This is a genomic window from Kosakonia sp. CFBP8986 (assembly GCF_034044935.1).
GTDB lineage: Bacteria > Pseudomonadota > Gammaproteobacteria > Enterobacterales > Enterobacteriaceae > Kosakonia > Kosakonia cowanii.
This window is the reverse complement of the sequence record NZ_JAXCXB010000004.1, coordinates 22,507-46,349: the sequence shown is the minus strand read 5'-3', so window position 1 is coordinate 46,349 and position 23,843 is coordinate 22,507. Positions and strand designations below refer to the sequence as shown.

The window sequence follows — 23,843 nt, the reverse complement described above, 5'->3', positions numbered from 1 at the left end:
TTTCAGCTTGAGGTTTCATATGTCAGCAGTAATCAGCGACGCCTGGCGCCAGCGCTTTGGCGGGACGGCGCGTTTGTATGGTGAAAAAGCGCTGCAGTGGTTTGCCGATGCGCATATCTGCGTGGTCGGCATCGGTGGCGTCGGCTCGTGGGTCGCCGAAGCGCTGGCGCGCACCGGAATTGGCGCCATCACGCTGATTGATATGGATGATGTCTGCGTCACCAACACCAACAGGCAGATCCACGCCCTGCGCAATACCGTTGGTGAAGCGAAAGCGGAAGTGATGGCCGCGCGCATTCGCGATATCAACCCGGAGTGCCGTGTCACGGTAATCGACGATTTCGTCACCGCTGATAATGTGGCGCAGCTGATGAGCACCTCGTTCAGCTACGTGATTGACGCTATTGATAGCGTGCGGCCAAAAGCGGCGCTGATTGCCTATTGCCGACGCAATAAGATCCCACTGGTGACCACTGGCGGCGCGGGCGGGCAGATCGATCCGACGCAGATCCAGGTGAGCGATCTGGCGAAAACCATTCAGGATCCGCTGGCGGCGAAGTTGCGTGAGCGGCTGAAGAGCGATTTCGGCGTGGTGAAAAACAGTAAAGGCAAACTCGGCATCGACTGCGTCTTTTCAACTGAAGCGCTGGTCTACCCGCAGGCGGATGGTTCGGTGTGTGCGATGAAAAGCAGCGCGGAAGGGCCAAAAAGGATGGATTGCGCCGCCGGGTTTGGCGCGGCAACGATGGTGACCGCCACCTTTGGCTTTGTCGCGGTCTCCCATGCGTTAAAAAAACTGATGGCGAAAGCGCAGCGTCAGACCAGCGCCTGACGAGCCTGCTCCTGCACAGCGGCGGCCAGTGCCGCCAGCCCCTGGCTGCGCGAGGCGCTCAACTGATTGCGCAGCCCCAACTCATCAAACAGCGCCAGCGGATCGTTCTCTATAAGCGTCTGCGGGCGTTTGCCCTCCACCGCTGTTAGCAAGACCGCTAACAAACCGCGCACGATACGTCCTTCGCTGTCACCAAAAAAGTGCAGCGTGCCGTCGGGTAAAGGCGTTGAGCCGAGCCAGACGCGGTTTTCGCAGCCGGGGATCTCCTGCGCCTGCGCTTTTATCTCGTCCGTTGCGGCAGGCAACTGCTTGCCGAGCATAATCAGCTGGCGGTACTTCTCTTCCCACGCGTTGAGGGCGCCAAAGGTCTGGCGCATTCTCTCTTCAGTGACCACGGTGCCGAACGGATGTCCGGCGAATGCAGGGCTTGTCATCAATCCACCAATAGTTCCAGAGCACGGTCGACGGCGCTGACCAGCGCATCGACATCCTGTTGAGTATTATAGGGCGCAAATGAGGCGCGTAGTGTGCCGTTGACGCCAAGCGCGGCGAGCAGCGGCTGGGCGCAGTGCTGGCCCGCGCGCAGAGCGATGCCGTAACCCGCCAGCAGCGTCACCATATCGCTGTGATGCACGCCGTCAAACGTGAAGGCCAGCAGGCTGGAGTCCTGGCAGCGGAATGAGCGGAAACCGGGGCGCTGTGCCAGCTGCTCCTCCGCCAGCGTTGCCAGCCCACGGCTGTAGCGTTCCGCCTGCGCAATATCAATTCCGTTCAGCCACTCCAGCGCAGCGCTTAAGCCAATCACCCCCGCCACGTTAGGGGTGCCCGCTTCGAGCTTGTAAGGCACCGGCTGGGTGGTGAAACCCGCAAAGGTCACTTCGCTGATCATCTTCCCGCCGCCGAGCCACGGCGTCATCGCCTCCAGCAGCTCCGCTTTGCCATACAGCGCGCCAATGCCGTTTGGGCCATAGAGTTTATGACCGGAGAAGGCGTAAAAATCGATATCGAGCTGCTGCACGTCGGCAGGGAAATGAACCACGCCCTGCGCGCCATCGACCATCACCACCATGTCGGCCTGATGGGCAAGCGTAACGGCGCGGGCGAGATCCGGGCAGCCGCCGGTGACGTTGGACATCTGTCCCAACGCCAGAATCCGGCTGCGGGAGGTAATAAGGGCAGCAAGCTGGTTAAGATCCGGCAGGCGATCGTCCGCCAGCGGCAGTTTCACCACTTTTGCACCGGTCTGCTCCGCGACCATCAGCCACGGCACCAGGTTGGCGTGGTGCTCCGCCTCGCTGACAATGATCTCATCGCCAGGTTGTAAGCGCGGGCGGGCATAGCACTGGGCAACCATATTGATCGCCTCGGTGGTGCCGCGCGTCCAGACAATATTTTTGCCGGAAGGGGCGTTGAGCAGCGTGGCGACCTGGTCGCGTGCGGCTTCGTAACGGGCGGTGAGCTGCTGCGCTTCGGCAAACTGGCTGCGGTGAACATTGCCAGCGCTCAGGCTGTAGAACTGCTGCGTGGCGTCGATTACCGTCTGCGGTTTCAGCGCGGTCGCGGCGCTGTCGAGGTAGACACCCGCGTCGGCCAGCGCCGGAAACTGGGCGCGAAACTGCGAAGGATTAAATGCGTTCATACTTATCCTCATCTGTAGGCCGACGATGGTCGCGCACTTTTTTTCCGTGGGCAAGGGGATTGATAACCATCGGAATTATCTGTTTGTACTGGCGGAACTGCGTAAGCAGGTTATGCTGATAAGTGTAAGTAACGTGTTTGAGACTCTTCCAGTAAGAGTATTTCACAGCATTAATTGCCAGAATAAATCAAGGAGAAGAAGATGAAGAAGACTGCCGCAATTATTTCTGCTTGTACTTTAGCTTTCGCCCTGAGCGCCTGTTCCAGCCCGAACTACGCGTTGCACACCAACGATGGCCGTACAATCATTTCCGAAGGCAAGCCGAAAACTGACGACCAGACAGGAATGATTTCCTACAAAGACGCGAACGGTAATGAGCAGCAGATCAACCGTTCTGACGTGAAAGAGATGGTTGCTCTGGAGAAATAATCCCGGGCGCCAGGCAAAAAAAAGCACCGCAATTTGCGGTGCTACATTAATCACTATGGACAGACAGGGTAAATGTACAGGAAGTGAAAAAGGGGTAGCGTCGCTACCGGGGTCTGAAATGCAGACCAAATTGCAAACACAACAACACAACATCACAACCGTAAGCCAAAAGCCCTTCAGAATCTCAATTCCAAAACACTTTTCGTTCCGGCTTCAGGAAGTGGCGCCACTATAGGTATTTGCTGGTGCAACCTCAACGGACAATTTATAATGGCTCAGATAAAAAAAACTAATAGGTTAACTACTGTTTCCTGTTTGTTAAATTCAGTTTACATCTAAGCCTGATAAACCATGTCCAAGCGATTACCACCTCTTAATGCATTACGTGTTTTTGATGCCGCTGCCCGCCATTTAAGTTTCACCCGCGCGGCCGATGAGCTATTTGTGACGCAGGCCGCAGTAAGCCACCAAATCAAGTCTCTCGAGGATTTTCTCGGCCTGAAACTCTTTCGCCGCCGCAACCGTTCGCTGCTGTTAACGGAGGAGGGGCAGAGTTATTTTCAGGATATCAAAGAGATATTTTCCCAGCTCAATGAAGCCACCCGCAAATTGCAGGCGCGCAGCGCAAAGGGCGCGCTCACCGTCAGCTTGCTGCCCAGTTTCGCCATTCAGTGGCTGGTGCCGAGACTCTCCAGCTTTAACTCAGCTTATCCGGGAATCGACGTGCGCATCCAGGCGGTCGACCGCGAAGAGGACAAGCTCGCCGACGATGTTGACGTGGCGATCTTCTATGGTCGCGGCAACTGGCCGGGCCTGCGCGTGGAAAAACTCTATGCCGAATATCTGCTCCCGGTCTGCTCGCCGCTGCTGCTGACCGGCGAAAAGGCGTTAAAGACGCCGGACGATCTGGCGCGCCACACCCTGTTGCATGATGCTTCGCGCCGCGACTGGCAAACTTATACCCGTCAGTTGGGCGTTAACCTCAATGTTCAGCAGGGGCCGATCTTCAGCCACAGCTCGATGGTGCTGCAGGCGGCGATCCACGGCCAGGGCGTGGCGCTGGCAAACAATGTGATGGCGCAATCGGAGATCGAAGCGGGTCGTCTGGTCTGCCCGTTTAATGATGTGCTGGTGAGTAAAAATGCTTTTTATCTGGTTTGTCATGACAGCCAGGCAGAACTGGGTAAAATAGCGGCCTTTCGTCAGTGGATCCTGGCCAAAGCGGCAAGCGAGCAGGAGAAATTCCGTTTCCGCTACGAACAATAATTCGCGCGCGCAGGGCGCGTATGACTCTTGGGGAAGTAACATGACCAGCCGTTTTATGCTGATTTTTGCCGCAATAAGCGGTTTTATCTTTGTCGCGTTGGGCGCATTCGGCGCGCACGTGTTAAGCAAGTCACTCGGCGTCACCGAGATGAGCTGGATCCAGACCGGCCTTGAGTATCAGGCGTTCCACACCTTAGCGGTGTTCGGTCTTGCGGTGGCGATGCAGCGCCGCATCAGCATCTGGTTTTACTGGAGCAGCGTGTTCCTGGCGCTCGGCACCGTGCTGTTCAGCGGTAGCCTCTATTGCCTCGCGCTCTCCCATTTACGCCTGTGGGCGTTTGTTACCCCGGTCGGCGGCGTCTGCTTCTTAATCGGCTGGGCATTAATGTTAATTGGCGCAATTCGTCTGAAACGTAGGGGCGTTGTTCATGAATAAAGTGGTATTACTGTGCCGCCCGGGTTTTGAGAAAGAGTGTGCAGCCGAAATTACCGATAAAGCCGGACGCCAGAACGTGTTCGGTTTCGCCCGCGTGAAAGAGAACGCGGGCTATGTCATTTTTGAGTGCTATCAGCAAGAAGATGCCGACAAACTGGCGCGCGAGCTGCCGTTCAGCTCGCTGATTTTTGCCCGCCAGATGTTTGTCGTCGGGGAACTGCTGCGCGACCTGCCGCCGGATGATCGCATTACGCCGATCGTCGGCATGCTGCAGGGCGTGGTGGAGAAGGGCGGCGATCTGCGCGTTGAAGTGGCCGACACTAACGAAAGCAAAGAGCTGATGAAGTTCTGCCGTAAGTTCACCGTGCCGCTGCGCGGTGCGCTGCGTGAAGCGGGCATCCTCGCGCGCAGCGACTCGGCGAGCCGCCCGGTGGTGCATATCTTCTTTATTGCACCAGGCTGCTGCTACACCGGCTACTCCTACTCTTATAACAACTCGCCTTTCTATATGGGCATTCCGCGCCTGAAGTTCCCGTCCGATGCGCCGAGCCGCTCGACGCTGAAGCTGGAAGAGGCGTTTCACGTCTTTATTCCTGCCGATGAGTGGGATGAACGCCTGGCGAACGGCATGTATGCCGTTGATCTTGGGGCCTGCCCTGGCGGCTGGACCTACCAACTGGTGAAGCGCAACATGTGGGTCTCGTCCGTGGATAACGGCCCGATGGCGCAGAGCCTGATGGATACCGGCCAGGTGACCTGGCTGCGCGAAGATGGTTTCCGCTATCGTCCGACGCGCAGCAACATCTCCTGGATGGTGTGCGATATGGTTGAAAAACCGGCCAAAGTGGCGGCGCTGATGGCGCAGTGGTTAACAGAAGGGTGGTGTCGTGAAACCATCTTTAACCTCAAGCTGCCGATGAAGAAGCGTTATGAAGAGGTCTCCAACAATCTCGCCTATATCCAGCAGCAGCTGGATGAGCACGGCATCGCCGCGCAGATCCAGGCGCGTCAGCTCTATCACGATCGTGAAGAGGTGACGGTTCATATTCGCAGAATGTGGGCGGCAGTGGGTGGACGCAGGGACGAGCGTTAATTCTTCTAAACGGAGCGGTGCTCAGACCCTTGCGTACTGCTCCTGTTCAGATAGCCTGCAACTACAACCTGCTGGTTTATTTTTTATTTCCCGCCCTGGCTAACTCTTTGACCAGCGGCAGCATAATCCGCATCACATCGCGGCTGCGGTGTTCAATTCGCCCCGGCAGCGCTTTATCGATATAGATCTGGTTATCAAGCCGCGCGCGGTGATAGCTCACGCCATCCGGAAACGCCTTCGACTTTGCCCGCTGCTGGGCGCCATCTTTATTCCCCAGAGACCAGTTGGCGGCTTCCACCGACAGCACCGGGATCATCGCATTATCAAACACCTGTGCGTCATGGCAGCAGGCGCTGCGCTTCTCCGCGCCCGCCGGGGCGCTTAACGCCTGAATGCCGTGCGAGCGGGCAATCGCCAGCGCGCGGTCGCGCGTCAGTTTGCGCACCGAGGCTGGGGTATTTTTCCCGCTGGTAAAATAGAGTTTGTCGCCAACGATCAGGTTATTGAGGTTAATCACCAGCAGGGTGTTTTTGCGCTCTTTCTCGCTCATGCGATCGAGAAAGCTCCCCGCACCAAGCTGGCCCTCCTCTTCGCCGCTGGTGGCGACAAAGCGCACGGTGTACTCCGTCGGCGTCGTTTTCAGCGCCTGCGCCAGCTCCAGCATGACGCCAAGCGCCGCGGCATTGTCATCAATGCCCTGCAACGTTAAGCCACCCAGGTTGTTGTCAACATCGGCATCGCTCTGCGGCGCGTAGGTATCAAGATGCGCCATCACGATAATCTGCTGCGGCACGCGCCCTTCATGGGCGGCGATCACCGAACTGCCGGTCACATTCTGCCAGCTCTGCTGATTATCTTTAGTGCTGTAGCGGTAGCGGGTTTTGAACTTACGGATATCGCTCTGATAACCCATCTGGGAAAACTGCTGCTGGAGATAGTCCGCGCTGAGCATTTCGGCCGGCGTGCCGGTCATGCGGCCGGGAAAGAGGCTGGCGATATGCCGCGCCTGTTCATTTGCCATGTCACCGGGTTGGGAAGAGCGGGCAGCAACCGGAAGGATAAAGCATACGCCGAGCGCCAGGGCAGCGGTACGGAGGCGCAATGCGGAAAACATAGTGAGTCCTTTATGCAGCAAGATTTTAAACGGGCTTAGTATGAAACTGTGACGGAGTTTGCACAATTTCATTTGTCGTTAACCATGCGAAAAATCTCACCTTAAGCACTTTTTGGTATGAGCTTTCCCAGCTCTTTATTCTTTTGCGGAACTACTCATTCCAATTCGTAATTTCATTCGTTCTAACGCGCCCCCTATAGTCCCCCTATTGCTGGCTGTGAGTGAGTTACAACGTTGTGGATTACCTGCCTCTGTTTGCTGCTGTAAAAGACCGCCCTGTTTTAGTGATTGGCGGCGGTGAAATTGCCGCGCGCAAAATCACTTTTTTGCGCCGTGCGGGCGCGCACGTACAGATAGTGGCCAGACGACTCGATCCGCAACTGCAACAGCTTGCCGATGAGCAGGCCGTTCACTGGATAGCTACGGAGTTTGATGAGTCGCAGCTTGATGCGGTGTTTCTGGTGATTGCGGCTACCAACGATGCAGCCCTCAACCGCCGGGTATTTGACGCTGCCAACGCGCGCCATCGGCTGGTTAACGTGGTGGACGATCAGCCGCTCTGCTCCTTTATTTTCCCCTCTATTGTTGACCGTTCGCCGCTGATCGTCGCCATCTCCTCCGGCGGCAATGCACCGGTGCTGGCACGTCTGCTGCGTGAAAAGATTGAGGCGCTGCTGCCGGGTAATCTCGGGCGGATGGCGGCCGTGGCCGGGCGCTGGCGCACGCGCATTAAAGCGTTTCGCCGCACCACCGACGATCGCCGTCGCTTCTGGGAGAGCGCCTTTCGCGGGCGTTTTGCCAGCCTGATGGCGGCAGGCGATGAGCCTGCGGCAGAGCGGGCGCTGGAAGCAGAGTTACAACAGCCGGGGTCGGCCAGCGGCGAGATCATCCTCGTCGGTGCCGGGCCGGGCGATGCGGGCTTGCTCACCCTGCGCGGTTTGCAGGTGATCCAGCAGGCCGATGTGGTCTTTTACGACCATCTGGTGAGCGATGCGGTGCTGGAGTTAACCCGCCGTGACGCGGAGAAGATCTGCGTTGGTAAACGGGCGGGCGTGCATGCCGTGCCGCAGCACGAAACCAATCGCATGCTTGTAGAAGCGGCGCAGGAGGGGAAAACCGTGGTGCGCCTGAAAGGTGGCGATCCCTTTATCTTTGGTCGCGGTGGCGAAGAGCTACAGGCGGCGGCTGAAGCGGGCATTCCGTTCCAGGTGGTGCCGGGCGTCACTGCGGCATCGGGCGCGACGGCGTATGCCGGTATTCCGCTGACGCACCGGGATTTCGCCCAGAGCGTCACTTTCGTGACCGGCCACTACAAAGCCGACAGCGCGCCGTTCGACTGGTCGCAACTGGCGCAAAGCCGCCAGACGCTGGCGATCTATATGGGCACAATGAAAGCGGCCGAGATCAGCGCACAGCTGATTGCCCACGGGCGTGAGCGCACCACACCGGTGGCGGTGATCTCCCGCGGCACGCGTGCCGATCAACAGATTACTACCGGCACATTAGAACAACTTGAGGAACTGGCTACAGGCGCGCCAATGCCCGCCCTGTTAGTGGTGGGTGAAGTGGTTGCGCTTCATCGCGAACTGGCCTGGTTCCAGCAAACGACAGCCACGGCGGCGTTTGACGCTTCCGTGATTAATCTGGCTTAAGGAAGGGATATGGACGAAAAACGACTCACTCACCTGCGACAACTGGAGGCGGAAAGCATCCATATCATTCGCGAAGTGGCCGCCGAGTTTGCCAATCCGGTGATGATGTACTCCATCGGCAAAGACTCCAGCGTGATGCTGCACCTGGCGCGTAAGGCCTTCTATCCGGGCACGCTGCCGTTTCCGCTGCTGCATGTCGATACCGGCTGGAAATTCCGCGAGATGTATGAATTCCGCGACCGTACCGCCAAAGCCTACGGCTGTGAGCTGCTGGTGCATAAAAACCCGGAAGGGGTGGCGATGGGTATTAACCCGTTCGTGCACGGCAGCGCGAAACACACCGACATTATGAAAACCGAAGGGCTGAAGCAGGCGCTGAACAAATATGGTTTTGACGCCGCATTTGGCGGCGCGCGCCGTGACGAAGAGAAGTCGCGCGCCAAAGAGCGTATCTACTCCTTCCGCGACCGTTTTCACCGCTGGGACCCGAAAAACCAGCGTCCGGAGCTGTGGCATAACTACAACGGCCAGATCAACAAAGGCGAAAGCATCCGCGTTTTCCCGCTCTCCAACTGGACCGAGCTGGATATCTGGCAGTACATCTTCCTGGAAAATATTGAGATCGTGCCGCTCTATCTGGCCGCCGAGCGACCGGTACTGGAGCGCGACGGCATGCTGATGATGATCGACGATGACCGCATCGATTTGCAGCCGGGCGAAGTGATTGAAAAACGCATGGTGCGTTTCCGTACCCTCGGCTGCTGGCCACTGACCGGCGCGGTGGAGTCCCACGCGCAGACGCTGCCGGAGATCATCGAAGAGATGCTGATCTCAACCACCAGCGAGCGTCAGGGACGCGTGATCGACCGCGACCAGGCCGGCTCGATGGAGCTGAAAAAACGCCAGGGTTATTTCTAAGGAGCCGCCATGAACACCACTATTGCACAACAAATTGCGGATGAAGGCGGCGTCGAAGCGTACCTGCATGCCCAGCAACACAAAAGCCTGCTGCGTTTTCTTACCTGCGGCAGCGTCGATGACGGCAAGAGCACGCTGATCGGCCGCCTGCTGCACGACACTCGCCAGATCTACGAAGATCAGCTCTCAACGCTGCACAATGACAGCAAACGCCACGGCACCCAGGGCGAGAAACTCGATCTTGCGCTGCTGGTGGATGGTCTGCAGGCCGAACGCGAGCAGGGCATTACCATTGACGTGGCGTATCGTTACTTCTCCACCGAGAAGCGCAAATTTATTATTGCCGACACGCCGGGGCATGAGCAGTACACCCGCAATATGGCGACCGGTGCCTCCACCTGCGATCTGGCGATCCTGCTGATCGATGCGCGCAAAGGCGTGCTGGATCAGACCCGCCGCCACAGCTTTATCTCCACGCTGCTTGGCATAAAAAACCTGGTGGTGGCAGTGAACAAGATGGATCTGGTGGAGTTCAGCGAAGCGACCTTCGATTCTATTCGCCAGGATTACCTCACCTTTGCCGAACAGTTGCCGGGCGATCTCGATATCCGCTTTGTGCCGCTCTCGGCGCTGGAGGGCGACAACGTTGCCAGCCAGAGCGATAAAATGGCGTGGTACAGCGGCCCGACGCTGCTGGAGATGCTCGAAACCGTTGAAATCAAACGCGTGGTAGAGAGCCAGCCGATGCGCTTCCCGGTGCAGTATGTTAACCGTCCGAACCTCGATTTTCGCGGTTTCTCCGGCACGCTGGCCTCCGGCGTGGTCAAGGTCGGGCAGCGCATCAAAGTGCTGCCGTCGGGCGTGGAGTCAACCATCGCACGTATCGTCACCTTTGATGGCGATCTGCAGGAAGCGGGCGCGGGGGAAGCGATTACCCTCGTGCTGAAAGATGAGATTGATATCAGCCGCGGCGATCTGATCCTCGACGCGCAGGAAACACTGCCATCGGTGCAGCGCGCCTCGCTGGATGTGGTGTGGATGGCAGAGCAACCGTTGCAGGCGGGCCAGAGTTTTGAGGTCAAAGTGGCGGGCAAGAAAACCCGCGCGCGCATCGACGCCGTGCAGTACCAGGTGGATATCAACAACCTGACCCAGCGCGAAGTGGAAAATCTGCCGCTGAACGGTATCGGGCTGGTCGACGTCACCTTTGATGAGCCGCTGACTCTCGACCCTTATCAGCAGAACCCGGTGACCGGCGGGATGATCTTTATCGATCGTCTGAGCAACGTCACCGTTGGCGCCGGCATGGTGCGTGAAGTACACACCGATGCGCAGGTTGTGCCGTCGGAGTTCAGCGCCTTTGAGCTGGAGCTGAACCAGCTGGTGCGTAAACACTTCCCGCACTGGGGCGCGCGCGATCTGCTGGGAGGCAAGTAATGGCGCAGCATGACGAAAACGTCGTCTGGCATGCCCATCCGGTAACGCCGCAGCAGCGCGAACAGCTCCACGGTCACCGTGGGGTTGTGCTCTGGTTTACCGGCCTTTCCGGCTCCGGTAAATCGACCGTTGCGGGGGCGCTGGAAGAGGCGCTGCACCGCGCGGGCGTCAGCACCTATCTGCTTGATGGTGATAACGTGCGCCATGGGCTGTGCAGCGATTTAGGCTTCAGCGACGCGGATCGTAAAGAGAATATTCGCCGTGTCGGCGAAGTGGCGAAGCTGATGGTCGAATCGGGGCTGGTGGTGTTGACCGCCTTTATTTCGCCCCATCGCGCCGAGCGGCAGATGGTGCGTGAACGCCTCGGCGAGGGGCGTTTCATTGAGGTGTTTGTCGATACGCCACTGGCGATTTGCGAAGCGCGCGATCCGAAAGGGTTATATAAGAAAGCCCGCGCCGGTGAGCTGCGTAATTTCACCGGCATTGATTCGGTGTATGAGGCGCCAGAAGCGCCGGAAGTGCACCTTGATGGCGAACAATTGGTAACAAATTTGGTCAGCCAATTATTAGACCTGCTGCGGCAGGGAGATATTATCAGATCCTGAGACGGTACTGGCGATACACCCACTCTTCAGGCTTTAGCGAGTTTGCTTTTCGCGCCGTCTGAACAGGTGTGTATCGCGTTTACCGGTCGTGCAGGCAACAGGATCAGATATGCGTAACAGTCACAACATTACCCTCCCGCGGTCATCGTCTCTTCCCCCGACCGCCGACGAACCCACATGGTCGCTTCCGGGTGCCATCGTGGGCTTTGTCGCATGGCTGCTGGCGCTGGCAATCCCTTTTCTTTTATACGGCTCCAACACCCTCTTTTTTCTTCTCTATACCTGGCCCTTTTTTCTCGCCCTGATGCCGGTCTCGGTGGTGGTGGGAATTGCCCTGCATTCGCTGCTTGATGGTAGGCTGCGTTACAGCTGTGTGGCGACGCTGCTCAGCGTGGCGGCGATGTTTGGCCTCCTTTTCCTCTGGCTGGTGGGCTAAGGCGCGCCATACTTCAAGGTGTAACGCCTGTTAAGGCGATGTGTCCGGGTTCGGATTGCTCAACATTTATGATAAAGTCTGGCGCTTGCGCGGTATCACCCGGCCCCGAAGTGGAGTCTGACGAAAAGTTATGGGATGATGATGCCGTTTTTCAGGGGGCAGGATGGGTAAATTAACGCTGCTTTTGCTGGCTTTGCTGGTCTGGCTGCAATACTCGCTGTGGTTCGGCAAAAATGGTCTGCACGACTACGGCCGCGTCAGCGAAGATGTGGCGGCTCAGCAGGCGACAAACGCAAAACTAAAAGCGCGCAACGATCAGCTGTTTGCCGAAATTGACGATCTCAATGGCGGCCAGGAAGCGATCGAGGAGCGTGCTCGTAATGAGCTGACCATGACGAAACCGGGCGAAACCTTCTATCGTCTGGTGCCGGACGCATCAAAGCGCGCGGCAGGCTCAGCGCAGAACACACAAAACACGCAGAATACGCAAACTAGACCATAAACAGTCCCGGGTTAACGAATGGCAACACTCATTCCGGACGTCTGTGCCGTGGTGCCGGCCGCCGGATTCGGCCGCCGCATGCAAACGGAATGTCCAAAGCAGTATCTCTCCATCGGCGATAAAACCATCCTTGAGCACGCGGTCGCCGCGCTGCTCGCCCACCCGTGCGTCAGCCGGGTGATTATTGCCGTCAGCGCGGGCGATGAACGCTTCGCGCAGCTTCCTCTGGCCAACCATCCGCAGATTACGGTGGTAAACGGCGGTGCGGAACGTGCCGATTCGGTGCTGGCGGGGCTGAAAGCCGCTGCCGGTGCGCAGTGGGTGCTGGTGCATGACGCCGCGCGCCCTTGCCTGCACCAGGACGATCTCAACCGACTTCTCGCCCTGCGTGAGACCAGCCGGGTTGGGGGCATCCTCGCCGCGCCGGTGCGTGACACCATGAAACGCGCCGAGCCGGGCCAAACCGCGATTGCTCATACCGTTGAGCGCAATGATCTCTGGCACGCCCTGACGCCGCAGTTTTTCCCGCATGCGTTACTCCACGACTGCTTAACCCGCGCGTTAGATGAAGGTGCAACCATCACCGATGAAGCCTCGGCGCTGGAGTATTGCGGCTATCATCCCGAGCTGGTCGCCGGGCGTGCGGATAATATTAAAGTGACCCGACCCGAAGATTTACGACTCGCAGAATTTTATCTGACCCATGCAGACCTTCAGGAGAAAGCATAATGCGCATTGGACACGGTTTTGACGTACACGCCTTTGGCGGCACTGGCCCGATTATTATTGGCGGCGTGCGCATTCCCTATGAGCAGGGGCTGCTGGCACACTCCGACGGCGATGTCGCCCTGCATGCGTTAACCGATGCGCTGCTCGGTGCGGCGGCGCTGGGGGATATTGGTAAGCTCTTCCCGGATACCGACCCGGCTTTTAAAGGCGCGGACAGCCGCGAGCTGCTGCGCGAAGCCTGGCGGCGCATTCAGGCCAAAGGCTATACGCTTGGCAACGTGGATGTGACCATCATCGCCCAGGCACCGAAGATGTTGCCGCATATTCCGCAGATGCGTGTCTTTATCGCCGAAGATCTTGGTTGCCATATGGATGACGTCAACGTCAAAGCCACCACTACCGAGAAGCTCGGTTTCACCGGGCGCGGCGAAGGCATTGCCTGTGAAGCGGTGGCGCTGTTAGTGAAGGCGGCGAAATGACGGAATTTGATAATCTCACCTTCCTGCACGGCAAACCTGGCGGCAACGGCATCCTGAAGGCCAGCCCGGAGGATTTCGTCGTGGTAGAGGATCTGGGCTTCGAGCCAGACGGCGAAGGTGAGCATATTCTGGTACGAATTCTGAAAAATGGCTGCAATACGCGTTTTGTTGCTGACGCTTTAGCGAAATTCCTTAAAATTCATGTGCGTGAAGTGAGCTTTGCCGGTCAAAAAGATAAGCATGCCGTAACGGAACAGTGGCTTTGTGCCCGCGTACCGGGTAATGGTATGCCGGATCTCAGCCAGTTCACGCTCGAAGGCTGCAACGTGCTGGAGTATGCCCGCCATAAACGCAAACTGCGTCTCGGCGCGCTGAAAGGCAACGCCTTTACGCTGGTGCTGCGTGAAGTAAGCGACCGCTCAGAGGTTGAATCACGTTTAAAGGCTATCGCGGAACAGGGCGTACCCAACTATTTTGGCGCACAGCGTTTTGGCATTGGCGGCAGCAACCTGCAGGGCGCGCTGCGCTGGGCGCAAAGCGACGCGGCGGTTCGCGATCGTAACAAACGCAGTTTTTGGTTGTCCGCCGCGCGCAGCGCGTTGTTTAATCAGGTGGTCAGCGAGCGGCTGAAGAAACCAGACTTCAATCAGGTTGTTGTCGGCGATGCGCTACAATTAGCGGGTCGCGGCAGCTGGTTCGTGGCGACCAGTGATGAGCGCGACGAGTTACAGGCGCGGGTCGATGCGAAAGCGCTGATGATTACCGCGCCGCTGCCGGGCCGCGGCGAGTGGGGAACACAGGACGCGGCGCTGGAGTTTGAGCAGCAGGCAGTTGCTGACGCGCCAGAGTTACAGACGCTGCTGGTGAGAGAAAAAGTGGACGCTGCGCGCCGTGCGATGTTGCTCTATCCGCAGGCGCTCAGCTGGAACTGGTGGGATGACGCCACCGTCGAGGTACGTTTCTGGCTACCGGCGGGGAGTTTTGCCACCAGTGTGGTCAGGGAACTTATCAACACATCGGGTGATTATGCGAATATTGCTGAGTAACGATGACGGGATCCACGCGCCGGGTATCCAGACGCTGGCCCGTGCTCTTAGGGAGTTTGCCGACGTTCAGGTCGTGGCTCCCGATCGTAACCGCAGCGGTGCGTCTAATTCGCTGACGCTCGAATCTTCGCTTCGTACTTTTACCTTTGATAACGGCGACATCGCCGTGCAGATGGGCACGCCGACGGACTGCGTCTTTCTCGGCGTGAACGCATTAATGCGCCCGCGCCCGGATGTGGTGGTTTCAGGCATCAACGCCGGGCCGAACCTCGGCGATGATGTTATTTACTCCGGTACCGTTGCCGCCGCGATGGAGGGCCGCCACCTCGGCTTTCCGGCGTTAGCCGTCTCTCTTAATGGTCACACCCACTATGAAACCGCCGCTGCGGTCACCTGCGCCATCCTGCGTGGGCTGAGCCGCGAGCCGCTGCGCACCGGGCGCATTTTGAATATCAATGTCCCGGATCTGCCGCTGAGTGAGATCAAAGGCATTCGCGTGACGCGCTGCGGCAGCCGCCATCCCGCTGACCAGGTGATCCCGCAGCAGGATCCGCGCGGCAACACCCTCTACTGGATTGGCCCGCCGGGGGAGAAGTGCGATGCCGGTCCCGATACCGACTTCGCCGCCGTTGATGAGGGTTATGTTTCCGTTACGCCGCTGCACGTGGATTTGACCGCCTACAGTGCACAAGAGGTGGTATCAGGTTGGTTGGAACGCGCCGGGGTGAATACGCAATGGTAAGCAAACGCATCCAGGATCTTCTCAATCAGCTACGCGCGCAGGGCATCAAAGATGAACAGGTGCTTGAGGCGCTGTCGCGGGTGCCGCGCGAGAAATTTATCGACGAGGCGTTTGAACACAAAGCGTGGGAAAACGTCGCGCTGCCCATTGGTCAGGGGCAAACCATCTCCCAACCCTATATGGTCGCGCGCATGACGGAGCTGCTTGAGCTGACGCCCGATTCGCGCGTGCTGGAGATTGGCACCGGTTCCGGTTACCAGACGGCGATCCTCGCGCATCTGGTGCACCATGTCTGCTCCGTTGAGCGGATTAAAGGGCTGCAGTGGCAGGCGCGTCGCCGCCTCAAGCAGCTCGATCTGCACAATGTCTCCACGCGTCACGGTGATGGCTGGCAAGGATGGCAAGCACGCGCGCCATTTGACGCTATTATTGTGACAGCCGCTCCGCCTGAAATTCCCGCCGCGCTGATGTCGCAGCTGGATGACGGCGGCATTCTCGTTTTGCCCGTGGGCGACGAACTCCAGCAGTTGAAGCGGGTTCGTCGGCGGGGAAGCGAATTTATTATCGATACCGTTGAAGCCGTGCGCTTTGTTCCGCTTGTACGCGGTGAGTTGGCCTGAGTTACAGATTTATCCTGGGTATTTCGGGCCATAACAGCGTATTGTGGGCAAATTTGCCGTCGAGCTTCGCGGTTATCTTTAAGTCATTGGTAATTTACATAATATTGGGGGAAAAATGAGCGCGGGAAGCCCGAAATTCACCGTACGCCGTGTCGCGGCATTGTCACTGGTTTCGCTTTGGCTGGCAGGGTGTTCAAATTCCAACAATACTCCGGCACCGGTCAGTTCCGTAGGCGGAAGCGCCAGCGGCAGCGACAACTCCGGCATGCTCATTACGCCGCCGCCTGCCATGAGCACTAACGCACAGCAGCCGCAAATGCAGCAAGTTCAACCGGTACAGCCTGTTCAACCGGTACAGCCAATGCAGTCTCAACCTGTCCAGGCGCAGCCGGTACAGACGGTAGATGGTCACATTGTCTATAACCGCAAATACGGCAATATCCCGAAAGGGAGCTACACCGGCGGCAGCACCTATACCGTAAAACGGGGCGATACCCTCTTCTATATTGCCTGGATCACCGGCAACGATTTCCGTGACCTTGCACAGCGCAACAACGTGGCTGCGCCGTATGGTTTAAACGTCGGGCAGACGTTGCAGGTAGGAAATGCATCTGGTACACCTATCACAGGCGGAAATGCAATAACGCAGGCTGATGCATCGGAACAAGGAATAGTCTCAAAAACTGCGCAAAATTCAACCGCGGTGGTTGCTTCGAAACCGACAATTACGTATTCTGAGACTTCAGGTGAACAAAGTGCTAATAAAATGTTGCCGAACAACAAGCCTGCGACACCTGTCACAGCGCCTGTTACGGCACCATCCGTTAGTACAACAACCGAACCGACTGTCAGCAGTACAACAACCAGCTCGCCGATTTCAACCTGGCGCTGGCCAACTGAAGGCAACGTTATCGACAACTTCTCTGCCACCGAGGGTGGTAACAAGGGTGTCGATATCGCAGGCAGTAAAGGACAGGCTATCATCGCGACCGCAGATGGACGCGTAGTATATGCCGGTAACGCACTGCGCGGTTACGGTAATCTTATCATCATAAAACACAACGATGATTACCTGAGCGCCTACGCCCATAACGACACAATGCTGGTCCGGGAACAACAAGAAGTGAAGGCGGGGCAAAAAATAGCGACTATGGGTAGCACCGGAACCAGCTCTACACGCTTGCATTTTGAAATTCGTTACAAGGGGAAATCCGTAAACCCGCTGCGTTATTTGCCGCAGCGATAAATCGGTGCAAAGCAGGTGAGGTCATTCTCACTTATTCCGTTGCAGTGAGCGCTAATGCCGCTGCAGCGGAGGTAAATGAGAATGCGTCAGGTGTTTTGCCCAGGGATCACGGGTAGGAGCCACTTTATGAGTCAGAATACGCTGAAAGTTCATGATCTAAATGAAGACGCGGAATTTGATGAGAACGGAACAGAGGCTTTTGACGAAAAAGTCTTGGTAGAAGAGGAACCCAGTGATAATGACCTGGCTGAAGAAGAGCTGTTATCGCAGGGTGCAACACAGCGTGTTTTAGACGCGACTCAGCTTTATCTTGGGGAAATCGGGTACTCCCCGCTCTTGACGGCCGAAGAAGAAGTTTATTTTGCACGCCGTGCATTACGAGGTGATGTTGCCTCCCGCCGTCGCATGATCGAAAGTAACCTGCGTCTGGTGGTGAAGATTGCCCGTCGATACAGCAATCGTGGTCTGGCTCTGCTGGATCTGATTGAAGAGGGCAACCTGGGGCTAATCCGCGCCGTTGAAAAATTTGACCCTGAACGTGGGTTCCGTTTCTCAACTTACGCGACCTGGTGGATTCGTCAGACCATCGAGCGGGCTATCATGAACCAAACCCGCACCATTCGTCTGCCGATTCACATCGTCAAAGAGCTGAACGTCTATCTGCGTACCGCGCGTGAGTTGTCCCATAAACTGGACCACGAACCGAGCGCAGAAGAGATTGCTGAACAGTTAGATAAACCTGTTGATGATGTCAGCCGTATGCTGCGTCTCAACGAGCGCATTACCTCAGTTGATACGCCGCTGGGCGGTGATTCTGAAAAAGCGCTGCTGGACATCCTGGCCGATGAAAAAGACAACGGCCCGGAAGACACCACGCAAGACGATGATATGAAACAGAGCATCGTCAAATGGCTGTTCGAACTGAACGCCAAACAGCGTGAAGTGCTGGCACGTCGTTTCGGTCTGCTGGGTTATGAGGCTGCGACACTCGAAGATGTAGGCCGTGAAATTGGTCTCACTCGTGAACGTGTTCGCCAGATTCAGGTTGAAGGTCTGCGTCGTTTGCGCGAAATTCTGCAAACGCAAGGGCTGAATATCGAAGCGCTGTTCCGCGAATAAACACCCTTTCTCGTCAAAAAGGCCGGTCGTAAAGACTGGCCTTTTTTCTTTTCTGCTACCCGGCAAGCGCCGTTTCATGCAGATGCCGCCACACAAGCTTCCCGGCATCTTTCTCAAACACCACCGTTGACCAGCGCTGATGCGCCGACTGATCCGGCAATTGCTGCGTTTCACGGTAGCGCAGCACCGCGCCGCTTTCCCACTCTGCCAGCAATTCGACATCATCAACACGAATGCTAAGCCCCGTGCGCGCCGCGCGCTGTGCCTGGAAAAAATTGACCAGCGCAGGCTTATCAAGCGTTGCTCCGCCTGGGGTAATCATGATGAATGCGTCACTAAAGCGCGCCATCAGCGCCGCGCCGTCGCCTTCGCCCCGGCCCAGCCACGCTTCAATGGCGATATGGGCATCTATAATCTCCGTCATATAAACCTTCATGGTTGCTCCTGTTTTAGCTGTTGCAGGGTGTATTGGTTATCAAGGCGCAGCGCGCCCAAAAGCGGGAAAAGCGTAATTATGGCAGCGAGGATATATGTCCCGCGATAAGCGGCAAGGGGCGGCATAACCTGTTGCAGCAGGCCGAGAACAAACGCCAGCAACGTGGCGCCGATAAAAAAGCTCAGCTGACGGTTAAGATTCCACAGCGCGCTGGCATCCGGCATCGCCTGATTATCGATGGTGAGAAAAGCACAGCTCTGCGCGGTGCTGCTGCACAGGCTTCCGCCCGCGCCCATCAGCGCGAAGCTTATGATAAGCATCGCCAGCGGCGTCGACGGGGTAACCAGCAGCAGCATCACAATGCCCACTGCCTGCAACAGAGCGCCGATCATCACCAGCGGGCGCGGGCCGAGGCGATTGAAATAGCGGCCGGTCACGGAGATCGCCAGTGCGGACGCAAGCGACCACGGCACCATTAACGCGCCGGTCACCGCAGGCGTGAGCCCCATCATGCGCTGCAAATAGAACATCCCCACCACGCTGACGCCAATAAACATCCCCGGCACACAGAGGTAAATAAGCATGGCGAAGCGCAGCAGTGAATTCTTCAGCAAAGAGAGATCGAGCAGCCGACGCGACACGGCGGGCTTTGCCTCCTCTTTCAGCCAGCACCCGGCCAGCAGCAGCGTCAGCAGTGCCAGCGGCAGCGTGACGAAGAAGATCCAGCGCCAGCCGAGCAGTTCCACCAGCAGCCCACCGACAGCCGGTGAACAGGCGGGGGCGAGCAGTGCCACCAGCATCACCGCAGAGGAGATTTTTGCCCGCTCATGAGGTTTGAACTGCTGCCAGGCAAGGGCTTGCCCGACCGGGATCAGCAACCCGCCGCCTAACCCCTGCACTACGCGCCAGGCAATCAGGCTGCCCAGTGAGCCGGCAAAACCCGCCGCCAGCCCCGCCGCGCTGAAGAGTAACAGCGACAGCATAAAGAGCCGCCGTGCACCGATAAAGCGCGTCAGCAGGGCGCTGAAGAGGATCGCCACCGTCAACCCGGCGATATAGCCATTGCTGACCCACGCCAGCGCGGAGACCGATGCATGCAGGCTCTCTGCCATCGCCGGAAAGGCGACGCTGGCGATAAACATATTGATCAAGTCGAGAAAAAAGCCCAGCAGATAGACCACCGCGACTTTGTTGCGATACCTCATTTTTCCTCCTTCTGTGCGGAGCGCTACTGTAGCCGCTGGCAGAAAGGGGATAAACGGCGCGGGTGGCGATATACTGTCAAACCTGTTTTGACAATCACGAGAGAAGCGATGCTCAATTTGCAACGCGTCGCCATGTTTATCGCCGTCGTCGACACCGGCAGTTTTACCGCCGCGGCCGCAACGCTCGGGCAGACCAAGGCGGTGATCAGTTTTAATATCCGCCAGCTTGAGGATTCGCTGGGCGTGGCGCTACTGCTACGCTCCACCCGCCGCTTAACGCTGACCGAGGCGGGGAGCCTCTTTTACCAGCGCGGCGTGGCGCTGTTGCGGGATGCCGAAAATTTGCAGGATGAGGTGCAGGCAAACCATATTGGCCTCAGCGGCGAGCTGCGCATTACCACCACGCCGGAGTATGGCGCGCAGGTGGTGATCCCGGCGCTGGCGGCTTTCAGCGAGCGTCACCCGGCGCTGCGCATTCGCCACGTCTCTTCATCCCATCACGCGGATCTGATTAGCGAGCGTTTCGATGTTGCTATTCGCCTCGGCACACTGGCGGACTCCCGCTATCACGCAGCACTGATTTCACGCTTCGATATTCTTCCTGTTGCCGCGCCGCAGTGGCTTAGCCAGCACCCGATTACGACGCTGCACGCCCTGGCGCACGCGCCGTGGATTATTCATGAGCGGCTCGCTTCCCCGCTGCGCTGGCAGGTCACTGATGCGGCAGGGTGCGGTGAAACGCTGGAGATAAAGCAGCCCGCGCGTATCTTCGCCGACAGCGCGCAGGCGCTGATGTCGTTTGCCCTTGCTGGCTGTGGTGTGGCGCTGCTGCCGGCGTGGCTGGTGCAAAGCGCGCTGGCTGAAGGGCGGCTGGTGCATCTGTTGCCGGAGTGGCGGTTTGCGCCGCAGGGCGTTTACGCAGTCTATGCCGATACGCAGCATCTCTCTGCCAAAGTGCGCGCGCTGGTCGATTTTTTGCGCCAGTGGGTGGCGCAGGGGGAGGTTGCCGGATGACATTAGCGCCATCCGGCAGCGTTTTTTAGACGAGGTTTTTTAAACGGTAGATCCACTCCAGCGCCTGACGCGGTGTCAGGCTGTCCGGATCGAGATTCTCCAGCGCTTCAACCGCCGGGTTGGTCTCTTCCGCTGGAGCAAGCAGCGACATCTGCGTGCCGTCAATTTGTGTGCCCGCAGCACTCGGCGAGAGGCTCTCCAGCTCGCGCAGCTTGCCGCGCGCGCGCTTGATCACCTCTTTTGGCACGCCCGCCAGCGCCGCGACAGCAAGGCCGTAGCTCTTGCTCGCCGCGCCATCCTGCACGCTGTGCATAAAGGCGATGGTATCGCCATGCTCAATCGCGTCGAGGTGCACGTTCGCCACGCCCTCCATCTTCTCCGGCAGCTGCGTCAGCTCAAAGTAGTGGGTGGCAAACAGCGTCAGCGCTTTGATCTTATTCGCCAGATTCTCCGCACAGGCCCACGCCAGCGACAGGCCGTCATAGGTCGACGTCCCGCGGCCAATCTCATCCATCAGCACCAGGCTGTTCTCGGTGGCGTTATGCAGAATGTTGGCGGTTTCGGTCATCTCCACCATAAAGGTCGACCGCCCGCTTGCCAGATCGTCCGCCGCGCCGACGCGGGTAAAGATGCGGTCGATCGGGCCAATCTCGACTTTCTGCGCCGGGACATAGCTGCCGATATAGGCCAGCAGGGTAATCAGCGCAGTCTGGCGCATATAGGTACTTTTACCGCCCATATTCGGGCCGGTGATAATCAGCATCCGGCGCTGCGGCGAGAGGTTCAGCGGGTTGGCGATAAACGGCTCTTTCAGCACCTGCTCTACCACCGGGTGACGCCCTTCGCTAATGCGAATGCCCGGTTTATCGCTGAAGGTCGGGCAGCAGTAGTTCAGGGTGTCGGCACGCTCGGCGAGGTTGATCAGCACATCCAGCTCTGCCAGCGCGGCGGCGCTCTGTTGCAGGTCGCCGAGGTGCGGCATCAGCAGATCGAACAGCTCTTCATAAAGCTGCTTTTCCAGCGCCAGCGCTTTCCCTTTCGAGGTGAGGACTTTGTCTTCATACTCTTTCAGTTCAGGAATGATGTAGCGCTCGGCGTTTTTCAGCGTCTGGCGGCGCACATAGTGGATCGGCGCCAGGTGGCTCTGCCCACGGCTGATCTGGATAAAGTAGCCGTGCACCGCGTTATAGCCCACTTTCAGGGTGTCGAGGCCAAGACGCTCGCGCTCGCGGATCTCCAGCCGGTCGAGATAATCCGTCGCGCCATCGGCGAGGCTGCGCCACTCATCCAGTTCGGCATGGTAGCCGGGAGCAATGACGCCGCCGTCGCGTACCAGCACCGGCGGGGCTTCAATAATGGCGCGCTCAAGCAGTTCGCGCAGTTCGCTGAACTCGCCCATCTTCTCACGCAGCGCCTGCACCGGCGCGCAGTCGACGTCCGCCAGCTGCGTGCGTAGTTCCGGCAGTTGCTGGAAGGCGTAGCGCATACGCGCCAGGTCGCGCGGGCGGGCGGTACGCAGCGCCAGACGTGCCAGAATACGCTCCAGATCGCCCACCTGGCGCAACACCGGTTGCAGCTCGGCGGCGCGATCCTGTAATGCGCTGATGGTTTGTTGACGCTCGGTCAGCACTTTCGTATCGCGCACCGGCATGTGCAGCCAGCGTTTCAGCATGCGGCTGCCCATCGGCGTGACGGTGTGGTCGAGCACCGAGGCCAGCGTGCTTTCAATCCCGCCTGCGAGGTTCTGGGTGATCTCCAGATTACGGCGCGTCGCGGCATCCATAATAATGGTGTCCTGCTGACGCTCCATAGTAATAGAACGAATATGGGGCAGGGCGGTACGTTGTGTATCTTTGACGTACTGCAACAGGCAGCCAGCGGCGCACAGGCCACGCGCGGCGTTCTCAACGCCAAAGCCAATCAAATCACGGGTGCCAAACTGCATATTGAGCTGCTGGCGGGCGGTGTCGATTTCGAACTCCCACAGCGGGCGGCGGCGCAAACCGCGGCGGCCTTCAATCAGCGCGGTTTCCGCAAAATCTTCCGCATAGAGCAGTTCAGCAGGGTTGGTGCGTTGCAGTTCAGCAGCCATGGTTTCACGGTCGGCCGGTTCGCTGAGGCGAAAACGTCCGGAGCTAATATCCAGCGTTGCATAACCAAACCCTTTGCTATCCTGCCAGATGGCAGCCAGCAGGTTATCCTGGCGCTCCTGCAGCAGTGCTTCATCGCTGATGGTGCCCGGCGTGACGATGCGGACGACCTTGCGCTCCACCGGCCCTTTGCTGGTGGCCGGATCGCCAATCTGCTCGCAAATCGCCACCGATTCGCCGAGGCTCACCAGTTTTGCCAGGTAGTTCTCCACCGCATGATGCGGCACGCCCGCCATCGGGATCGGCTCCCCGGCAGAGGCACCGCGTTTGGTCAGGGAGATATCCATCAGCTGCGACGCGCGTTTCGCATCGTCATAAAAGAGCTCATAGAAGTCGCCCATACGATAGAAAAGCAGAATGTCCGGATGCTGTGCTTTCAGCTTCAGGTACTGCTGCATCATCGGGGTGTGCGCGTCGAGGTTGTCTGTCGTACTCATCAGTTAGTGATGTCCATCTTCTTGAAAAATAATGAGTCAGTGATGTTTGTTGTTCTCATCGCTTATCACTTTCCTCATCGGAACTCATGAATTTGCATCGCGGTTCATGAAGGCGTAGCGAGCATGATAACGGACTCTGTAGGGCAGGAAAACAAGCGTGCGCGAAGCGGTTATTGAAAGCGACAGGAATGATAAAGCCAGATGATGAGGATAAAGCTGATAACGGCGAAAATCGTGGTTTACATCACTCCTGTAGCGCTG

At 58.0% G+C, this 23,843-nt stretch carries 25 protein-coding genes; 19 read left to right on the top strand and 6 right to left on the bottom strand.

Annotation, left to right across the window (positions count from 1 at the left end):
* Positions 1 to 19: 19 nt before the first annotated feature.
* Complete coding sequence (gene tcdA, locus SOM48_RS09925) at positions 20 to 832, top strand: tRNA cyclic N6-threonylcarbamoyladenosine(37) synthase TcdA (RefSeq protein WP_076769141.1); 813 nt, start codon at positions 20 to 22, stop codon at positions 830 to 832.
* Here the strand turns inward: tcdA and csdE are convergent.
* Together csdE and csdA are read right to left on the bottom strand one after the other, a co-directional pair.
* Positions 817 to 1,266 (bottom strand): cysteine desulfurase sulfur acceptor subunit CsdE, encoded by a 450-nt coding sequence (gene csdE, locus SOM48_RS09920; protein WP_076769140.1) that lies wholly within the window; start codon positions 1,264 to 1,266, stop codon positions 817 to 819. The genes tcdA and csdE overlap by 16 nt on opposite strands.
* Positions 1,266 to 2,471, bottom strand: a complete 1,206-nt coding sequence (gene csdA, locus SOM48_RS09915; protein WP_320511860.1) for a cysteine desulfurase CsdA — start codon at positions 2,469 to 2,471, stop codon at positions 1,266 to 1,268. The genes csdE and csdA overlap by 1 nt, the downstream gene beginning before the upstream one ends.
* 201 nt (positions 2,472 to 2,672) lie before the next feature.
* Here csdA and SOM48_RS09910 point away from each other — a divergent pair, with 201 nt between their 5' ends.
* The 4 genes from SOM48_RS09910 to rlmM all read left to right on the top strand — a co-directional run bounded on the left by SOM48_RS09910 (position 2,673) and on the right by rlmM (position 5,695).
* Positions 2,673 to 2,900 carry a YgdI/YgdR family lipoprotein gene (locus SOM48_RS09910; RefSeq protein WP_023481080.1) on the top strand — a complete coding sequence of 76 codons (228 nt, stop codon included), beginning with the start codon at positions 2,673 to 2,675 and terminating at the stop codon, positions 2,898 to 2,900.
* A gap of 351 nt (positions 2,901 to 3,251) precedes the next feature.
* Positions 3,252 to 4,166 (top strand): glycine cleavage system transcriptional regulator GcvA, encoded by a 915-nt coding sequence (gene gcvA / locus SOM48_RS09905; protein WP_023481079.1) that lies wholly within the window; start codon positions 3,252 to 3,254, stop codon positions 4,164 to 4,166.
* Positions 4,167 to 4,206: 40 nt separating this feature from the next.
* Positions 4,207 to 4,602 (top strand): DUF423 domain-containing protein, encoded by a 396-nt coding sequence (locus tag SOM48_RS09900; RefSeq protein WP_023481135.1) that lies wholly within the window; start codon positions 4,207 to 4,209, stop codon positions 4,600 to 4,602.
* Positions 4,595 to 5,695: a 23S rRNA (cytidine(2498)-2'-O)-methyltransferase RlmM gene (gene rlmM, locus SOM48_RS09895; protein ID WP_054803749.1), complete on the top strand. Its 1,101-nt coding sequence runs from the start codon at positions 4,595 to 4,597 to the stop codon at positions 5,693 to 5,695. The genes SOM48_RS09900 and rlmM overlap by 8 nt, the downstream gene beginning before the upstream one ends.
* A 76-nt stretch (positions 5,696 to 5,771) precedes the next feature.
* Here the strand turns inward: rlmM and SOM48_RS09890 are convergent, their stop codons facing one another.
* The gene (locus SOM48_RS09890; protein WP_320511859.1) at positions 5,772 to 6,809 is read right to left on the bottom strand and encodes an aminopeptidase; all 1,038 of its coding nucleotides are present in this window, start codon (positions 6,807 to 6,809) and stop codon (positions 5,772 to 5,774) included.
* 245 nt (positions 6,810 to 7,054) lie between these two features.
* Here SOM48_RS09890 and cysG point away from each other — a divergent pair, with 245 nt between their 5' ends.
* The 13 genes from cysG to rpoS all read left to right on the top strand — a co-directional run bounded on the left by cysG (position 7,055) and on the right by rpoS (position 18,340).
* Positions 7,055 to 8,461: a siroheme synthase CysG gene (gene cysG / locus SOM48_RS09885; RefSeq protein ID WP_270221606.1), complete on the top strand. Its 1,407-nt coding sequence runs from the start codon at positions 7,055 to 7,057 to the stop codon at positions 8,459 to 8,461.
* A gap of 9 nt (positions 8,462 to 8,470) precedes the next feature.
* Positions 8,471 to 9,379, top strand: coding sequence for a sulfate adenylyltransferase subunit CysD (cysD, locus tag SOM48_RS09880; RefSeq protein WP_023481127.1), 909 nt, complete (start codon positions 8,471 to 8,473; stop codon positions 9,377 to 9,379).
* A 9-nt stretch (positions 9,380 to 9,388) separates the two neighbouring features.
* Positions 9,389 to 10,816, top strand: a complete 1,428-nt coding sequence (gene cysN / locus SOM48_RS09875; protein ID WP_023481086.1) for a sulfate adenylyltransferase subunit CysN — start codon at positions 9,389 to 9,391, stop codon at positions 10,814 to 10,816.
* Positions 10,816 to 11,421, top strand: coding sequence for an adenylyl-sulfate kinase (gene cysC, locus SOM48_RS09870; protein ID WP_023481107.1), 606 nt, complete (start codon positions 10,816 to 10,818; stop codon positions 11,419 to 11,421). The genes cysN and cysC overlap by 1 nt, the downstream gene beginning before the upstream one ends.
* A 109-nt stretch (positions 11,422 to 11,530) precedes the next feature.
* On the top strand, positions 11,531 to 11,857 hold the full coding sequence (locus SOM48_RS09865; RefSeq protein WP_023481103.1) for a DUF3561 family protein: 327 nt from the start codon (positions 11,531 to 11,533) through the stop codon (positions 11,855 to 11,857).
* A 163-nt stretch (positions 11,858 to 12,020) separates the two neighbouring features.
* Positions 12,021 to 12,359 (top strand): cell division protein FtsB, encoded by a 339-nt coding sequence (gene ftsB, locus SOM48_RS09860; RefSeq protein ID WP_023481120.1) that lies wholly within the window; start codon positions 12,021 to 12,023, stop codon positions 12,357 to 12,359.
* Between the two features lie 18 nt (positions 12,360 to 12,377).
* Entirely contained in the window at positions 12,378 to 13,088 is a 711-nt protein-coding gene (gene ispD / locus SOM48_RS09855) for a 2-C-methyl-D-erythritol 4-phosphate cytidylyltransferase (protein ID WP_128482198.1), read from the top strand.
* Positions 13,088 to 13,567 (top strand): 2-C-methyl-D-erythritol 2,4-cyclodiphosphate synthase, encoded by a 480-nt coding sequence (gene ispF / locus SOM48_RS09850; RefSeq protein ID WP_128482199.1) that lies wholly within the window; start codon positions 13,088 to 13,090, stop codon positions 13,565 to 13,567. Before ispD ends, ispF begins: the two co-directional genes overlap by 1 nt.
* Positions 13,564 to 14,613 carry a tRNA pseudouridine(13) synthase TruD gene (gene truD, locus SOM48_RS09845; RefSeq protein WP_128482200.1) on the top strand — a complete coding sequence of 350 codons (1,050 nt, stop codon included), beginning with the start codon at positions 13,564 to 13,566 and terminating at the stop codon, positions 14,611 to 14,613. The genes ispF and truD overlap by 4 nt, the downstream gene beginning before the upstream one ends.
* The gene (gene surE, locus SOM48_RS09840) at positions 14,594 to 15,355 is read left to right on the top strand and encodes a 5'/3'-nucleotidase SurE (protein ID WP_054803745.1); all 762 of its coding nucleotides are present in this window, start codon (positions 14,594 to 14,596) and stop codon (positions 15,353 to 15,355) included. Before truD ends, surE begins: the two co-directional genes overlap by 20 nt.
* Entirely contained in the window at positions 15,349 to 15,975 is a 627-nt protein-coding gene (locus SOM48_RS09835; RefSeq protein WP_023481101.1) for a protein-L-isoaspartate(D-aspartate) O-methyltransferase, read from the top strand. The genes surE and SOM48_RS09835 overlap by 7 nt, the downstream gene beginning before the upstream one ends.
* Before the next feature lie 166 nt (positions 15,976 to 16,141).
* Entirely contained in the window at positions 16,142 to 17,221 is a 1,080-nt protein-coding gene (nlpD, locus tag SOM48_RS09830) for a murein hydrolase activator NlpD (RefSeq protein ID WP_320512036.1), read from the top strand.
* Between the two features lie 126 nt (positions 17,222 to 17,347).
* Positions 17,348 to 18,340 carry an RNA polymerase sigma factor RpoS gene (gene rpoS, locus SOM48_RS09825; protein WP_023481104.1) on the top strand — a complete coding sequence of 331 codons (993 nt, stop codon included), beginning with the start codon at positions 17,348 to 17,350 and terminating at the stop codon, positions 18,338 to 18,340.
* A gap of 55 nt (positions 18,341 to 18,395) precedes the next feature.
* Here the strand turns inward: rpoS and SOM48_RS09820 are convergent, their stop codons facing one another.
* Both SOM48_RS09820 and SOM48_RS09815 read right to left on the bottom strand, forming a co-directional pair.
* Positions 18,396 to 18,776 carry a DUF4440 domain-containing protein gene (locus tag SOM48_RS09820; protein ID WP_320511858.1) on the bottom strand — a complete coding sequence of 127 codons (381 nt, stop codon included), beginning with the start codon at positions 18,774 to 18,776 and terminating at the stop codon, positions 18,396 to 18,398.
* Positions 18,773 to 19,981, bottom strand: coding sequence for an MFS transporter (locus SOM48_RS09815; RefSeq protein WP_320511857.1), 1,209 nt, complete (start codon positions 19,979 to 19,981; stop codon positions 18,773 to 18,775). The genes SOM48_RS09820 and SOM48_RS09815 overlap by 4 nt, the downstream gene beginning before the upstream one ends.
* A gap of 108 nt (positions 19,982 to 20,089) precedes the next feature.
* Here SOM48_RS09815 and SOM48_RS09810 point away from each other — a divergent pair, with 108 nt between their 5' ends.
* Positions 20,090 to 20,995, top strand: a complete 906-nt coding sequence (locus SOM48_RS09810; protein ID WP_312203300.1) for a LysR family transcriptional regulator — start codon at positions 20,090 to 20,092, stop codon at positions 20,993 to 20,995.
* A gap of 25 nt (positions 20,996 to 21,020) precedes the next feature.
* Here the strand turns inward: SOM48_RS09810 and mutS are convergent, their stop codons facing one another.
* Positions 21,021 to 23,582 (bottom strand): DNA mismatch repair protein MutS, encoded by a 2,562-nt coding sequence (mutS, locus tag SOM48_RS09805; protein WP_320511856.1) that lies wholly within the window; start codon positions 23,580 to 23,582, stop codon positions 21,021 to 21,023.
* Positions 23,583 to 23,843 lie beyond the last annotated feature (261 nt).

Coding starts and splice junctions, on each gene's coding strand:
- tcdA (WP_076769141.1), top strand. CDS start 20: ATGTCAGCAGTAATCAGCGACGCCTGGCGCCAGCGCTTTGGCGGGACG.
- csdE (WP_076769140.1), bottom strand. CDS start 1,266: ATGACAAGCCCTGCATTCGCCGGACATCCGTTCGGCACCGTGGTCACT.
- csdA (WP_320511860.1), bottom strand. CDS start 2,471: ATGAACGCATTTAATCCTTCGCAGTTTCGCGCCCAGTTTCCGGCGCTG.
- SOM48_RS09910 (WP_023481080.1), top strand. CDS start 2,673: ATGAAGAAGACTGCCGCAATTATTTCTGCTTGTACTTTAGCTTTCGCC.
- gcvA (WP_023481079.1), top strand. CDS start 3,252: ATGTCCAAGCGATTACCACCTCTTAATGCATTACGTGTTTTTGATGCC.
- SOM48_RS09900 (WP_023481135.1), top strand. CDS start 4,207: ATGACCAGCCGTTTTATGCTGATTTTTGCCGCAATAAGCGGTTTTATC.
- rlmM (WP_054803749.1), top strand. CDS start 4,595: ATGAATAAAGTGGTATTACTGTGCCGCCCGGGTTTTGAGAAAGAGTGT.
- SOM48_RS09890 (WP_320511859.1), bottom strand. CDS start 6,809: ATGTTTTCCGCATTGCGCCTCCGTACCGCTGCCCTGGCGCTCGGCGTA.
- cysD (WP_023481127.1), top strand. CDS start 8,471: ATGGACGAAAAACGACTCACTCACCTGCGACAACTGGAGGCGGAAAGC.
- cysN (WP_023481086.1), top strand. CDS start 9,389: ATGAACACCACTATTGCACAACAAATTGCGGATGAAGGCGGCGTCGAA.
- cysC (WP_023481107.1), top strand. CDS start 10,816: ATGGCGCAGCATGACGAAAACGTCGTCTGGCATGCCCATCCGGTAACG.
- SOM48_RS09865 (WP_023481103.1), top strand. CDS start 11,531: ATGCGTAACAGTCACAACATTACCCTCCCGCGGTCATCGTCTCTTCCC.
- ftsB (WP_023481120.1), top strand. CDS start 12,021: ATGGGTAAATTAACGCTGCTTTTGCTGGCTTTGCTGGTCTGGCTGCAA.
- ispD (WP_128482198.1), top strand. CDS start 12,378: ATGGCAACACTCATTCCGGACGTCTGTGCCGTGGTGCCGGCCGCCGGA.
- ispF (WP_128482199.1), top strand. CDS start 13,088: ATGCGCATTGGACACGGTTTTGACGTACACGCCTTTGGCGGCACTGGC.
- truD (WP_128482200.1), top strand. CDS start 13,564: ATGACGGAATTTGATAATCTCACCTTCCTGCACGGCAAACCTGGCGGC.
- surE (WP_054803745.1), top strand. CDS start 14,594: ATGCGAATATTGCTGAGTAACGATGACGGGATCCACGCGCCGGGTATC.
- SOM48_RS09835 (WP_023481101.1), top strand. CDS start 15,349: ATGGTAAGCAAACGCATCCAGGATCTTCTCAATCAGCTACGCGCGCAG.
- rpoS (WP_023481104.1), top strand. CDS start 17,348: ATGAGTCAGAATACGCTGAAAGTTCATGATCTAAATGAAGACGCGGAA.
- SOM48_RS09820 (WP_320511858.1), bottom strand. CDS start 18,776: ATGAAGGTTTATATGACGGAGATTATAGATGCCCATATCGCCATTGAA.
- SOM48_RS09815 (WP_320511857.1), bottom strand. CDS start 19,981: ATGAGGTATCGCAACAAAGTCGCGGTGGTCTATCTGCTGGGCTTTTTT.
- SOM48_RS09810 (WP_312203300.1), top strand. CDS start 20,090: ATGCTCAATTTGCAACGCGTCGCCATGTTTATCGCCGTCGTCGACACC.
- mutS (WP_320511856.1), bottom strand. CDS start 23,582: ATGAGTACGACAGACAACCTCGACGCGCACACCCCGATGATGCAGCAG.